This window comes from Variovorax paradoxus, from assembly GCF_024734665.1.
Lineage (GTDB): Bacteria > Pseudomonadota > Gammaproteobacteria > Burkholderiales > Burkholderiaceae_C > Variovorax.
Genome location: NZ_CP102931.1, coordinates 1,815,738 through 1,831,205 on the forward strand (window position 1 = coordinate 1,815,738; position 15,468 = coordinate 1,831,205).

The 15,468-nt window shown below is 67.1% G+C and carries 2 protein-coding genes; both read left to right on the forward strand.

Annotation, left to right across the window (positions count from 1 at the left end):
- The first annotated feature begins 10 nt into the window (after nucleotides 1-10).
- Nucleotides 11-6,493, forward strand: a complete 6,483-nt coding sequence (locus NWF24_RS08500; RefSeq protein WP_258353800.1) for a non-ribosomal peptide synthetase — start codon at nucleotides 11-13, stop codon at nucleotides 6,491-6,493.
- Nucleotides 6,493-15,468 carry a non-ribosomal peptide synthetase gene (locus NWF24_RS08505; protein ID WP_258353801.1) on the forward strand — a complete coding sequence of 2,992 codons (8,976 nt, stop codon included), beginning with the start codon at nucleotides 6,493-6,495 and terminating at the stop codon, nucleotides 15,466-15,468. Before NWF24_RS08500 ends, NWF24_RS08505 begins: the two co-directional genes overlap by 1 nt.

Sequence of the window (15,468 nt, forward strand, 5' to 3'; positions counted from 1 at the left end):
AAGCACCGTCATGCCCGAAATCCAGGATATCTCCGCACGCCGCGCCAGCCTGAGCGCCGAACAACGCGCCAGGCTGAAAGAAAGACTGCGCGGTGCGCGCATGGCCGGCACGCGCGAGGCCGAGAGTGCCATTCCCCCGCGTCCGCAGAAGGACCGGGCGCCGCTGTCTTTTGCCCAGCGCCGGCAGTGGTTCCTGTGGAAGCTGGACCCGGCCCGCACCGCCTATCACCTGAGCGGTGGCCTCGTGCTCACGGGGCAACTGGACACCGAGGCCCTGCGCGCGAGCATGCAGGCGCTGGTCGATCGCCACGAGTCGCTGCGCACCGTATTCCGCGAGGAAGGCGACGGCGAGGCGGAGCAGGTCATTCTTGAGGCCTTGACGGTTGAACTGCCGTGCATCGACCTGAGCACGCTCGACGCCGAGGCACGCGAGGCGGCCATCCAGCAGCAGGTGCGCAGCATTCGCACCGAGCCCTTCGACCTCACGCGCGGTCCGCTGATGCGCATCGTGCTGCTGAAGACCGGCGCGCAAACGCATCAGCTGCTGGTCGTGATGCACCACATCGTGTCCGACGGCTGGTCCGTGCAGCTCACGCTGGACGAACTGGCTGCGCAGTACGCCGCGCGCGTGCAGGGGCAGCCAGCGGCGCAGCCCGCGTTGACGGTGCAGTACGCCGACTACGCCGTCTGGCAGAACCAGTGGCTCGACGGCGGCGAGGGCGAACGCCAGCTCGCCTGGTGGCGCGATCACCTGGGTACCGAGCAGCCGGTGATATCGCTGCACACCGACCGCCCGCGCAACGCCGATGGCCGCTACGGCTCGGCGCGCGTCACCATCGCGCTGCCGGCCGACACCGTCGCGCGGCTGCGCCAGCAGGCCCAAGGGCAGGGCGCGACGCTGTTCATGGCGCTGCTCGCAGGCTTCAATGCGCTGCTGTTCCGGCACACGGGGCAGACCGATGCGCGCGTCGGCGTGCCGATTGCCAATCGCAACCGGGCGGAGACGGCGGGCGTCGTCGGCTTCTTCGTCAACACGCAGGTGCTGCGCTCGCAAATCGGCGCGCGCACGACGCTGGCCGAGTTGATGGTGCAGACACGCGACACGGCCATCGGCGCGCAGACCCATCAGGACCTGCCGTTCGAGCAACTTGTCGGTGCACTGCGGCCCGAACGCAGCCTGAGTGCCAACCCGCTGTTCCAGGTGATGTTCAACCACGTGCGGCGCGACCATCGCTCGCTGGCCGAATGGCCGGGCGTATCGGTGGAGCGTCTGGACTTCGAGGAGGAGGACGCGCAGTTCGAACTGACGCTGCAGACGCTGGAGCTCGAAGACGGTCGGGTCGATGCAACCTTTCTCTACGCGGCGGAGCTGTTTGACCGGGAGACGATCGAGCGGATGGCGGGGCATTACGTGGCGGTGCTGGAGGCATTGACTGCCCAGCCTGAGCTGGCAGTGGGTGACGTGGCGCTGGTGGGGGCTGCGGAGCGCGCACAGCTCGCAGCGTGGAGCGAGAACGCGCGCCGCCACGAAGGCGAGCAGCCGGTGCACCGCCAGATCGAGGGGCACGCGAAGCTCAAGCCGCTGGCGCCTGCCTTGATCTTCGGCGACGAAGCCCTGAACTATTCGGAACTCAATGCCCGGGCGAATCGCTTTGCCCACCGCCTGATCGCCTCGGGCGTGGGCCCCGATGTGCTGGTGGGGATCTGCGCGGAGCGCTCCACCGAGATGATGGTGGGCATCCTTGCCGTGCTCAAGGCAGGTGGTGCTTATGTACCCCTTGATCCTGAGTACCCCGCAGACCGTCTTTCCTACATGGTCGAAGACAGCGGCATCGCGTTGCTGCTGACCCAGAGCCATCTTCGCAATCTCATACCTAATGCCGACGCATTGCAGGTGCTGGAACTCGACACGCTCGATACCTCTGCCGAGTCCGACGCCGACCCGCAAGTCGCCCTGCACGGCGAACACCTCGCCTACGTCATCTACACCTCAGGCTCCACAGGCCGCCCCAAGGGCGCAGCCATCCGCCACAGTGCTCTCTTCAGCTGCATGGCCTGGATGCAGGAGTTCTACACCCTCGCAGGCGCTGACACGGTCCTGCACAAGGCCCCCTTCGGCTTCGACGTGTCCGTCTGGGAGATGTTCTGGCCATTGACCTCAGGGGCAAGACTGGTCATCGCCAACCCGGGCGATCACCGCGACCCGGTGCGCTTGGTCGAACTCATCCAGAAGCACCAGATCACGACGCTGAACTTCGTGCCCTCGATGCTGCAGGCCTTCCTGGCGTACGAGGGCATCGAAGCAACGACCAAACTCAAGCACATCATCTGCGGCGGAGAGTCCATGCCCGCGGCCACGCAGAGGGAAGCGCTGCAGCGCCTGAGCGGCGCCACGCTGCAGAACCTGTACGGCCCGACGGAGACGACGATCCACGTCACCCAGTGGACATGCCGGGACGACGGCAGCACGCAAGTGCCGATCGGCCGGCCAATCAGCGAGACGCAGGCGTATGTGCTGGACGGGAGCCTGAACGAAGTACCGGTGGGCGTGGCGGGCGAGCTGTACCTGGGTGGCATCAACCTCGCACGGGGATACCTGAAGCGACCAGGGCTGACGGCAGAGCGCTTCATCGCAGCGGCCAACGGAAGCAGGCTGTACCGCACGGGCGATCTGGTGCGCTGGAACAACGAGGGCCAGCTGGAGTATCTGGGGCGCATCGACCATCAGGTGAAGGTGCGAGGCTTCCGCATCGAGCTGGGGGAGATCGAGGCGCAGTTGCAGGCGCAGCCGGAAGTCAGGGAAGCCGTGGTCGTTGCGAACGAAGGCCCTGCAGGAGCGAGGCTCGTGGGCTACGTCTCAGGGCAAGGAGTCGACACCGCCACGCTGCGAGAGCGCCTCGCAGAAGCACTGCCCGACTACATGGTCCCCAGCGTGATCGTGGTGTTGGAAGCCCTGCCACTGAACGCCAACGGCAAGGTAGACCGCAAGGCACTGCCTGCACCGGAGTTCACGAGCGACAAGGCGTACGAGGCGCCCGAGGGCGAGATCGAGCAAGCGCTCGCAACGATCTGGGCCGAAGTGCTCGGCGTCGCCCGCGTGGGCCGCAACGACAACTTCTTCGAACTCGGCGGTGACTCCATCCTCAGCCTCAAGGTGGCGGCGCGCGCTGCCAGGGCCGGCGTGCAACTGAATCCCCGACAGGTGTTCGAACACCAAAGCCTGTCGCGCATCGCCCATGCCATCAGGATCGATCACGCTTCGCAAGCGCCGGCAATTCCCGTGCTGACGGCGTCGCAGCGCGTCGGCACCCTGGCACTCTCCCACGCGCAGACGCGCCAGTGGTTCCTGTGGCAGCTCGATCCCTCGAGCACCGCGTACCACATCAGCGGTGCACTGAAGCTGGAAGGCAAGCTCGATGTAGAGGCCGTGCGTGCGAGCTTCGACGCGCTGGTGCAGCGCCACGAGTCCCTGCGCACCGTGTTCCGCGCGGATGCGCAAGGCATGGCCCGGCAACTGATCCGCGAAGCCGGAGCGCTGGACATCGCCGTGGTCGATCTCACGGCGCTGCACACCGGGCAGGAACGCGAAGCGCGCAGCACGGAAGAAGCCCTGCGCCTGAGCCACACGCCCTTCGACCTGGGCGAAGGCCCGCTGCTGCGCGTAGGCCTGATCCGCCTGGCACCCGAGGAGCACATGCTCGTCGTGGTGATGCACCACATCGTGTCCGACGGCTGGTCGATGCAGGTCATCGTCGACGAATTCGTGGCGCAGTACAGCGCACGCGTGCAAGGCTCGGTCGCGGCACTGCCTCCATTGCCGATCCAGTACGCCGACTACGCCGCATGGCAGCGCGACTGGCTGGAAGCCGGCGAGCGCGATCGCCAGCTGGCGTACTGGACGCAACACATCGGCACCGAGCAGCCCGTGCTGCAACTGCCCACCGACCACGCAAGAAAGGCCGATGGCCGATACAGCGCCGTGCGGCATGGATTCGAACTGCCGGGCGACCTCGTGCAGCGGCTGCACCGGCGCCTGCAGGGCCAGGGCGCGACGCTGTTCATGGGTTTGCTCGCGGGCTTCCAGGTACTGCTCAGCCGCTATACCGGCGAGCCCGACATTCGCGTGGGCGTGCCGGTTGCCAACCGCCACCGCGCCGAGACCGAAAGCGTGATCGGCTTCTTCGTCAACACGCAGGTGCTGCGCAACGTGCTGGACGGCCGCGAGAGCCTGACGCAGGTGCTGGTGCGCGCCAAGAACGCCGCGCTCGGCGCACAGGCCCATCAAGATCTGCCGTTCGAGCAACTGGTGGAAGCGTTGCAGCCCGAGCGCAGCCTGAGCACCAGCCCGCTGTTCCAGGTCATGTTCAATCACCAGCGCGGCGACCTGAAGGCGCTGCAGAACCTGCCCGGCCTCACGCTGACCGAGTGCGATCTGGGCGCGCAGGCCGCGCAGTTCGAACTGGCGCTGGAAACCACGGAAAGCGCCGATGGCAGTGTGCGCGCGAGCCTGCGCTACGCGGCGGAGCTGTTCGAGCCACGGAGCATCGAGCACATGGCGGGCCACTACCTCGCGGTGCTGTCCGCCCTGGCCGATCACCCCGAACAGCCGGTGGGCGACGTGGCATTGCTGGGCGTAGCCGAGCATGCGCAGCTGGCCGCATGGGGTGCGCGCAAGCAGGCGGCGGCAACGAGCGAGCCGATTCATCGGCTGATCGAGAAGCAGGTTCGTGCGCATCCCGAAGCACCTGCGCTGTCCTTCGGCGAGCAGACACTGAGCTACGCGGAACTCAACGCGCAGGCCAACCGCCTCGCACACCGGCTGATCGCCCTGGGCGTGCGGCCCGAGACCAAGGTGGGCATTGCGGTGGAGCGCTCCATCGAGATGGTGGTGGGCATTCTTGCGATCCTGAAGGCTGGCGGTGCCTACGTGCCGCTGGACCCGGAATATCCGGCCGACCGGCTGGCCTACATGGTCGGCGACAGCGGCATCGCCCTGCTGCTCACGCAGAGCCATCTGCAGGTGCCCGACACCGAAGCGCTGCAGCTGCTGGCGCTCGACACGCTCGCCCTGTCCGAAGAGCCGTCGCACGATCCGCAGGTCGAACTGCACGGCGAGAACCTCGCCTACGTCATCTACACCTCAGGCTCCACCGGCCGCCCCAAGGGCGCGCAGCTGTGCCATCGCAACGTGAGCCGCCTGCTGAGCGCCACCGATGCGTGGTTCGGCTTCGGCGCGGACGATGTCTGGACGATGTTCCATTCCTACGCCTTCGACTTCTCCGTGTGGGAGATCTTTGGCGCCCTGTGCACCGGCGGCAAGCTGGTGGTCGTGCCGTTCTGGGTGAGCCGCTCGCCCGAAGACTTTCTCCAGTTGTTGCGCACAGAGCGCGTGACCGTGCTCAACCAGACGCCCTCGGCCTTCGGCCAGCTGGCCAGCCTGGCCCAGGCCCATGAAGGCGGCCTGGCGCTGCGCACGGTGATCTTCGGCGGCGAGGCGCTTGATCCGCAGCGCCTGCGCGGGTGGATCGAGCACCACGGCGACGCCAGCCCGCAGCTGATCAACATGTACGGCATCACCGAGACCACGGTGCACGTAACCTGGCGGCGCATCACCGCAGCGGACGTCGGCGAGGCGCGCAGTCCGGTGGGCATCGCGATCCCGGACCTGGGGCTTCGGGTGCTCGACGGGCAGCTCAACCCGGTGCCGCTGGGCGTGGCGGGCGAGCTGTACGTCTCGGGTGCCGGATTGGCGCGCGGTTACCTGAACCGCGAGGGCTTGACGGCAGAAAGATTCATCGCGGCAGAAGACGGAGAGCGGTTGTACCGCACGGGCGACCTGGTGCGCTGGAACGCGGAGGGCCAACTGGAGTACCTCGGCCGCATCGACCACCAGGTCAAGGTGCGGGGCTTTCGCATCGAACTGGGGGAGATCGAGGCAGGGTTGCTGGCGCAACCGGAGGTGCGCGAAGCCGTGGTCGTTGCGAACGGCGGCCCCGCGGGTACGCGGCTGGTGGGCTATGTGTCGGGGCAAGACATCGACAGCGCCGTACTGCGCGAGCGTCTCGGCGAGGCGCTGCCCGACTACATGGTTCCCGCGGTGCTGGTGGTGCTCGACGCACTGCCGCTGAACGCGAACGGCAAGGTGGACCGCAAGGCGCTGCCGGCGCCGGAGTTCACTGCGTGCAGCGCGTACGAGGCGCCACGGGACGAGACCGAAGAGAAGCTCGCCGCCATCTGGGCGGAGGTGCTGGGTGTCGAGCGCGTGGGGCGCAACGACAACTTCTTCGAGCTTGGCGGGCACTCGCTGCTTTCCGCGCGGCTGGTGGCGCGCCTGCATGCCGCCATGCAAAGCGAACTCACGATCCGCGACGTCTTCCAGTACCCGACCCTGGCCGCCATGGCCGCCCGGATCGCCGAGGCCCTTCGGGACAGCCCCGTGGTCCAGGCCCTTTCAGAAATCGATTCGCTGATCGACAGCATGGAGACCGTTTGATGGAAACCACAGCAACCCGTCGCATCGCCGAGCGCTTCTCCCGGTTGTCGACCGAGCAGCGCCGCGTGGTGTACGAGGGGATCCGTTCCAAGGGTCTGACGCTCGACCAGTTTCCCATCCTCCCGCGCGAAAACGCGGCGCAGGACCGCTGCCATGTCTCCTACGCGCAGCAGCGCCAGTGGTTCCTGTGGCAGCTCGATCCGCAGAGCACGGCCTATCACATCAGCGACGCGCTCAAGCTCACGGGCGCACTGGATGTGGACGCGGTACGCACGAGCTTCAAGGCATTGGTGGCGCGCCATGAATCGTTGCGTACGGTGTTTCGCGCCGATGCCGACGGGCTCGCCGAGCAGGTGATTCGCGAAGACGGCGAACTCGACTTCTCGCTGCTGGACCTCAGCCTGACGGACGCCGACGCCCGCGAAGCGATGGCCCGCGAAGCAGCACACCGCATCGGCAACACGCCCTTCGACCTGACGCAAGGACCGCTGCTGAGGGTGGCGCTGATCCGCCTGGCGCCCGAGGCGCACGTGCTGGTGCTGGTGATGCACCACATCGTCTCGGACGGCGGGTCGCTGCAGATCATCGTGGACGAGTTTGTGGCTCAGTACCGCGCCTGCGTGCAGCACGAAGCGGTGGCGCTGCAGGCAATGCCGATCCAGTACGCCGACTACGCCGTGTGGCAGCGCCACTGGCTGGAGGCCGGCGAGCAGGAGCGCCAGCTCGCCTACTGGAAGGCGCAGCTCGGCGCGACGCAGCCGGTGCTGCAACTGCCGCTCGACCGCGCCCGAAGGCCCGATGCCCGGTATGGCGCGGCCGCCCATCGGGTCGAGTTGCCCGTGTCGCTTGTTCAAGGCCTGCAGAAGCGGGCCCGGAGCCAGGGGGGCACGGTGTTCATGGTGCTGCTGGCCGGCTTCCAGGTGCTGCTCGGTCGCTACAGCGGCCAGCAAGACATTCGCGTGGGCGTGCCGATTGCGAACCGCCACCGTGTGGAGACTGAAGGCGTCGTCGGCTTTTTCGTCAACACACAGGTGCTGCGCGCCGTGGTCGACAACCGCACCAGCCTGTTGCAGGTGCTGGCGCAGACGCACGAGGCGGCATTGGGCGCGCAGATGCATCAGGACCTGCCGTTCGAGCAATTGGTCGAGGCACTGCAGCCCGAGCGCATTCCGGGAATCCAGCCGCTGTTCCAGGTGCTGTTCAATCATCAGCGCGCGGATTTCTCGGGACTGGAGGGGCTGACGGGGTTTGCGCTGGAGCCCTACGACCTGGGTGCCCAGGCCGCGCAGTTCGAGCTGATGCTGGTCACCGACGAGAGTCCCGATGGCCGGCTGCATGCGAAGTTCAGCTATGCGGCGGAGCTGTTCGATGCCTCGACCATCGAGCGCATGGCCTGCCATTACCTGGCGGTGCTGCAGGCACTGGCGGACCACCCCGAACAGGCCGTGGGCGAGGTGACGTTGTTGAGCGAAGTCGAACGCGCGCAGCTCGCGGCCTGGGGTGCCAGTTCGCAAAGCTTTCCGGATGCGACGCCGGTGCACCGGCTGATCGAACGGCAGGCTGCCGAGCAGCCCGAGGCGGCAGCGCTGGTGTTCGGCGACGAGACGCTGAGCTACGGCGAACTCAATGCCAGGGCCAACCGCCTCGCGCACCACCTGATCGCGCAGGGCGTCAAGGCGGAAACGAAGGTGGGGATCGCGGTGGAGCGTTCCATCGAAATGGTGGTAGGGCTGCTGGGCATCCTCAAGGCCGGCGGCGCTTATGTTCCGATGGACCCGGAGTACCCCGCGGAGCGGCTGGCCTACATGGCGCAGGACAGCGGCGTTGCGCTGCTGCTGACGCAAAGCCATCTGCAGTCGCAGGTGCCGGGCGCCGAGGGATTGCGCGTGCTGGCGCTCGACACGCTGGACCTGGACGCACAGCCCGCAAGCGACCCGCAGGTCGCGCTGCACGGCGAGAACCTCGCCTACGTGATCTACACCTCGGGCTCCACCGGCAGGCCCAAGGGCGCGCAGATGAGCCATCGCAACGTGACGCGGCTGCTCGGCGCGACTGACGGCTGGTTCCGGTTCGGCCGGCAAGACACCTGGACCCTTTTCCATTCCTATGCCTTCGATTTCTCGGTGTGGGAAATCTTCGGCGCGCTGTGCACCGGCGGCAAGCTGGTCATCGTGCCGTTCTGGGTCAGCCGGTCGCCCGAAGACTTCCTGCAACTGCTGCGGGCGCAGAAGGTGACGGTGCTCAACCAGACGCCTTCGGCGTTCGGCCAGTTGATCAGCCTGCCGCAGGCTTACGAGGCTGGCCAGGAGCGCCTGGCGCTGCGCGCGGTGATCTTCGGTGGAGAGGCCCTGGACCCGCAGCGGCTGCGCCAGTGGATCGAGCACCAAGGAGACGAAAGCCCGCAGCTGGTCAACATGTACGGGATCACCGAGACGACGGTACATGTGACCTACCGCCGCATCACGGCGGCAGACCTGGGCCGGCAGCGCAGTCCGGTGGGCCTTGCCATTCCGGACCTCGGGCTGCGGGTGCTCGATGCGCATCTGAACCCGGTGCCGGTCGGCGTGGCCGGCGAGTTGCATGTCTTCGGCGCCGGCCTCGCGCGCGGCTACCTGCACCGGGCTGGCCTGACGTCGGAACGCTTCGTCGCGGGAGCGGACGGAGAGCGGCTGTACCGCACGGGCGACCTGGTGCGCTGGAACAACGAGGGGCAGCTGGAGTACCTGGGCCGCATCGACCATCAGGTGAAGGTGCGGGGCTTCCGCATCGAGCTGGGGGAGATCGAGGCGCAACTGCTGGCGCTGCCCGAAGTGCGCGAGGCGGTTGTGGTGGCCGACGAAGGCCCAGCCGGCACGAGGCTGGTGGGCTACGTATCGCCGCATGCCGGCCAGGCGATCGACGTTGCGCAGCTGAAGGAGCAACTGGGCCAGGCGCTGCCCGACTACATGGTCCCCGCGGCAATCGTCGTGCTGCAAGGATTGCCGCTCAACACCAACGGCAAGGTAGACCGCAAGGCGCTGCCGGCCGCGGAGTTCGCGAGCGAGCAGGCGTACGAAGCGCCCGAGGGCGAGGTGGAAGAGAGGCTCGCCGCGATCTGGGCCGAGGTGCTGGGCGTGGCGCGTGTGGGGCGGCAGGACAGCTTCTTCGAACTCGGTGGCCATTCGCTGCTGGCGCTGCGGCTGTTGGAGCGCATGCGCGCCCAGGGCTGGACGGCACAGGTGCGCACGCTGTTCCAGCAGCCCCGGCTCGGCGCCTTCGCACAGGCGCTGGCGCAGGAGCCGGTGCGGCGGGAAGTGATTGTTCCGCCCAACGGCATTCCGGCGGATTGCAGTGCGATCCAGCCGGAGATGCTGACGCTTGTGGCGCTGGATGCGCGGCAGATTGCGCGCATCGAGGCGGCGGTGCCGGGCGGGGCGGCCAACATACAAGACATCTACCCGCTGGTGCCGATGCAGGAGGGGATGCTCTTCCACCACATGCTGCAGACCGAGGGTGACGCGTACATCACGCTGAACCGCCTGAGTTTCGAGAGCCGCGAAAGGCTCGAGCACTTCGTCGCCAGCTTCAACGAAGTGATCGCGCGCCATGACATCCTGCGAACGGCCGTGATGTGGGAAGACCTGCCCGAACCGGTGCAGGTGGTGCATCGCAAGGCGTTGCTCGAGCTCCAGTGGCTGGCAGATGCCGGGCCGACTGGTGCGAGCGCGGCCGCGCGGCTCGATGCGCACGTCGACCCGGCCCGCTACCGCATCGACGTGCGCAAGGCGCCGATGCTCAGGGCCATCGCCGCTCACGATACGGACAACGGCCGCTGGCTCCTTCAACTGGCGAACCATCACCTGGTGGTGGACCACACCACGCTGGAGCTGGTCGTCGAGGAAATCGCGCTGATCCAGCAAGGGCGAAAGGCCGAGCTGTCGACACCCGTGCCGTTCCGGCGCTTCGTCGGGCAGGCCAGGCTGGACCTGAGCCAGGCCGAGCACAAGGCCTTCTTCAGCCGGATGCTCGCCGATGTGGAGGAGCCGACAGCACCCTTCGGCCTGCTCGACGTGCAAGGCGATGGCACCCGTGTGCGGGAAGTCTCGCTCGCGCTGGACGCCCGACTCGCGTTGCAGGTCAGGCGGCAGGCACAGAGACATGGCGTGAGCGCCGCGGCGCTGTTCCACCTGGCCTGGGCGCTGGTGGTGAGCAAGACCACGGGCAGGGACGACGTGGTGTTCGGCACCGTGCTGTTCGGCCGCATGCAGGGCGGCGCGAATGCCGACCGGGCGCTGGGCATGTTCATCAACACGCTGCCCGTGCGCGTGCGGCTGGGAACGCAAGGCGTGCAGGCATGCGTGCGCCAGACGCATGCGGCGCTGATCGAGCTGATGCACCACGAATACGCCAGCCTCTCGCTGGCCCAGCGCTGCAGCGGACTGCCGGAGCGGATGCCACTGTTCACGGCGCTGCTGAACTACCGCTACGGCGCGCAGCAGGGCAAGGCGGCGCAGAAGGGCCCGCTCTGGGAGGGCATGGAGATCCTCGGCAGCAGGGAGCGCACCAACTACCCGATCGAGATGTCGGTGGACGACCTGGGCGAGGGCTTCGGGTTGGTCGCGCAGATTCACGAGGCCGTGGATGCCGGGCGCGTGTGCGACCTGATGGTTGCAGCTGTCGAGGCCGTGGCGCAGGGCCTGTCGCTGCAGCCCGACTGGCCGGTCTGCGAACTCGGGGTGATGTCCGATGGCGAGCAGCGCCAGCTTGCCGCGTGGGGTGAAAACATCATGCGGTACGCAGGAGACGTGCTGGTGCATCGGCTGATCGAACGTCAGGTCGCGACACATCGCGACGCGGTGGCGCTGGTCTTCGGCGACGAGATGCTGAGCTACGGCGAACTCAATGCGCGGGCCAACCGCCTCGCGCACCATCTGATCGCCCTGGGCGTGAAGCCGGAGACGAAGGTGGGGATTGCGGTGGAACGCTCCATCGACATGGTGGTCGGCGTCCTGGCGATCCTGAAGGCCGGCGGTGCATATGTGCCGCTGGACCCGGAGTACCCGGTGGACCGGCTGGCCTACATGGTGGCCGACAGCGGCATCGCGCTGCTGCTCACGCAGAGCCACCTGAGAACCCTGGTGCCGGGCGCCGAGGCGCTGCAGGTGCTGGCGCTGGACACGCTGGACACCGGCGGCTGCTCCGACGCAGACCCGCAGATCGCGCTCGGCGGCGAGAACCTGGCCTACGTCATCTACACCTCCGGCTCCACGGGAAAACCAAAGGGCGTGATGGTGCGGCACCTGTCGCTCAGCCATTTCATGCAGAGCATGAAAGACGCACCGGGCATGACGCAGGACGATGTGCTGGTCGCGGTCACCTCCCTGTCGTTCGACATCGCTGCCCTGGAGCTGTATCTGCCGCTGCTCAGCGGCGCGCGCCTCGTGCTGGCATCGAGGGATGTCGTGCGAAGCGGCAGTGCGCTCGGGAAACTGATGGACGACTGCGGCGCCACGGTGCTTCAGTCCACGCCCGCGGGCTGGCGGCTTCTGCGGGCTACCGGATGGAACGGCGGCCGGCTTGCGAACTTCAAGGGCCTGTGCGGCGGAGAAGCGCTGCAGGAAGACCTTGCGCAAGACCTGCGGGCGATCGGCGTCGAGCTCTGGAACATGTACGGCCCCACCGAAACGACCATCTGGTCGACGGCAGTCGAGGTTCGCGGCAAGCCTCGCATCGGCGGACCGATTGCGGCCACAACACTCCACGTGCTGGACGGATTCCTGAACCCGACGCCGGTAGGTGTGCCGGGCGAGCTGTTCCTGGGCGGCATCGGCCTGGCGCGCGGCTACTTCCAGCGCGCGGGCCTGACGTCCGAGCGCTTCATTGCGGCGAAAGACGGCCAGCGGCTGTACCGCACGGGCGACCTGGTGCGATGGAACGCTGAAGGGCAGCTGGAGTACCTGGGTCGCATCGACCATCAGGTGAAGGTGCGGGGCTTCCGCATCGAACTGGGAGAGATCGAGGCGCAGCTGCTGGCGCAGTCCGAAGTGCGCGAGGCGGTGGTGGTGGCGCGCGAAAGCGCGAGTGGCGCGTTCCTGGTCGCCTACATCGCATTGCAGACGGAGCAGGCAGTGGAGACGGCCACGCTGCGCGACCGGCTCGCGGTGGCGCTGCCCGACTACATGGTGCCGGCCGCCATCGTCGTGCTCGAGCGCCTGCCTTTGAACGGAAACGGCAAGGTCGATCGCAAGGCACTGCCAGAGGCGGAGTTCACGAGCGACCGTGCATACGAGGCGCCCGAAGGCGAGATGGAACAGAAGCTGGCTGCGATCTGGGCCGAGGTGCTGGGCGTCTCACGCGTGGGGCGGCACGACAGCTTCTTCGAGCTCGGCGGGCACTCCCTGCTGGCCGCACAACTCGCGTCGAGGGCGCGCGTCGACGGCGGTTTCGACCTGCCGTTGCGCAAGATATTCGAGCACCCAGTGCTTCGCGACCTCGCGAATGTCGCCCGGCAGACGAGGCATGGCACCTCGTTGTCCAGCCAGGCACCGGTGCTGCAACCGGTCGAGCGCGTGGCCGACATGAGGCTCTCGCCTGCGCAACAGCGCTTGTGGCTGGTGAACCGGCTGTCGGATGCGTCGACCGGCAAGCACTCGGCCTACAACATTTCAGCGGCGCTGCGGTTGTCCGGAGCGCTCGATGTCGATCTGGTGCGGGCCACGCTCGATGCCATCGTGCAGCGACACGAAGTGCTGCGGACCTGCTTCCCCGAGAACGACGACGGTGATCCCGTGGCGCGCATCGCGCCAGAGAGTGAGCTCGTCGTTCCGTTGACGGATATTTCGCACCTGTCGGGCGAGTTCCGGGCGACAGCGATGAACGACGCGCTTACCGCGCACGCGGGCACTGCGTTCGATCTGACCACCCGCCCGGCCTTTGCGGCTGCCGTGCTGCGCTTGCAGCCCGAGGAGCATGTGCTGCTGCTGTGCGTGCACCACATCGTGTTCGACGGTTGGTCGGAAGCCGTCTTCATCCAGGACTTCATGGCCCTGTATGCGGCGCTGCGGGAAGGGCGCGGCTCACCCCTTGCGCCCCTCGCGATCCAGTACGCGGACTACGCCGATTGGCACCACCGCAAGCTCGCGCAGAACCTTGCGCAAGACACCGCGTTCTGGCGCGACTACCTCGATGCCGCTCCCGCCGTTTCCACGCTCAAACCCGATCGCACCCGTCCCCCTGTGGCTTCGGTGGCGGGCGACACGGTCGGCATCGACATCGGGCGCGAACTCGCGCAGGCGCTGCAGGGCCTGGCGCAGAAGCAGAAAACCTCGCTCTATGTGTTGCTGCTGTCGGCCTTCCTGCTCGTGCTGCACCGGCAGGCCGCGTCGGACGACCTGGTGGTCGGCACCGACGTTGCAGGGCGCGACCATCCGGCGCTCGAAGACCTGATCGGCTTCTTTGTCAGCGTCGTGCCGTTGCGTTCCCGGCTCTTGCCCGAACTGCCATTCGTGCAGTGGCTTTCGACGGTCAAGGAGAGCACGCTGTCGGCCTTTGAACACCAGGACGTGCCTTTCGACCAGATCGTCGAGCTGGTCGGCGCGCCCCGCAGCCGCCAGCACAACCCGCTGGTGCAGGTGCTGTTCGTCATGCAGAACATGCCCGAAGAACGCTTCGAGATCCCGGGTGTCGTCATCGAGCCGATCGCGAAACCCGGAACGACATCGAAGTTCGACCTCGCGGTCTTCGTGAGCGAGAACGAAAGCGGCCTGCGAGCCGAGTGGACCTTTGCCTCCAGCCTGTATTTGCGCGAAACCATCGAACGCGCATCCGCCGCGTGGCGCGATCTCCTGCAGCAGGTTGTCGCGACACCCAACGGCGTGCTGGAGAGTTTCGTCATTCAATCCAACCCGGAAAGAAAAACCATGTCATCTACTTCGCCTGCGCTGGGCAAACTGCAGAAGCTCAAGAAATTCGCGGACAAGGACCGCGACATCCAGTCGGCACCGCGCTCGCCTGTGCGCACGTCCTTCCTGTCGGACCAACGGGCTTTCCCGTTGGTCATCGAGGCCACGAGCAGCGACATCGACGCGGTGGCATGGGCCCGGGAGCAGCGTGACTACATCGAGGCCAGCCTGCGCAAGCACGGCGGCATCCTGCTGCGCAATTTCGGCCTGCGCACGCCGCAGGAATTCGAGGCTTTTGCAGAAGTGATCGAGCCCGAGCTCTACGGCGGCTACGGCGATTTGCCGAAGAAGGAAGGCGGGCGCAACACCTATCGCTCGACGCCGTACCCCGAGCGCCAGATGATCCTGTATCACAACGAGAGCTCGCACCTCGACCGCTGGCCGCGCAAGCAGTGGTTCTTCTGCGAGTTGCCTTCGCCCGTGGGCGGCGCCACGCCCATCGTCGATTGCCGCGAGATGCTGCGCCATCTGCCGGTCGACATGGTGGCGGAGTTCGAGCGCAAGGAGCTGTTGTACGTGCGCACCTTCGTGCCCCGGTTCGACGTGAGTTGGCAGGACTTCTTCAAGACCGACAGCAAGGCGGAGGTCGAAGCGCGTCTCGCACTGGCCGGCACCGCCTGGCGCTGGCTGGACGAGGAAACCCTGCAGACCCGCACCCGTTGCCCGGCGGTGATTACGCACCCTGTCACGGGCGAGCGCGTTTTCTTCAACCAGATCCAGTTGCACCATGTGAGTTGCCTGGAGGCGGACGTGCGCGAAGACTTGCTGGTCATGGCGGGTGGACTGGATCGTCTGCCGCGGCACGTGACCTACGGCGACGGTACGCCGATCGACGACGAGACGATGGCGATCGTCGGTCGTGCCTACGAGGCCTGCGCCGTGCGCTTCGACTGGCGCCAGGGCGATGTGGTGATGCTCGACAACATGCTTGCGGCACACGCGCGAGACCCGTACGAGGGGCCGCGCAAGATCGTGGTCGCCATGGGCGCGATGTTCGACCGCGCTGCCCAGCAACCCGTTGTGTCCGAGGGTTGA

Excerpts from the sequence above, each read along its gene's own strand:
- NWF24_RS08500 (WP_258353800.1), top strand. The coding sequence starts at position 11 with ATGCCCGAAATCCAGGATATCTCCGCACGCCGCGCCAGCCTGAGCGCC.
- NWF24_RS08505 (WP_258353801.1), top strand. The coding sequence starts at position 6,493 with ATGGAAACCACAGCAACCCGTCGCATCGCCGAGCGCTTCTCCCGGTTG.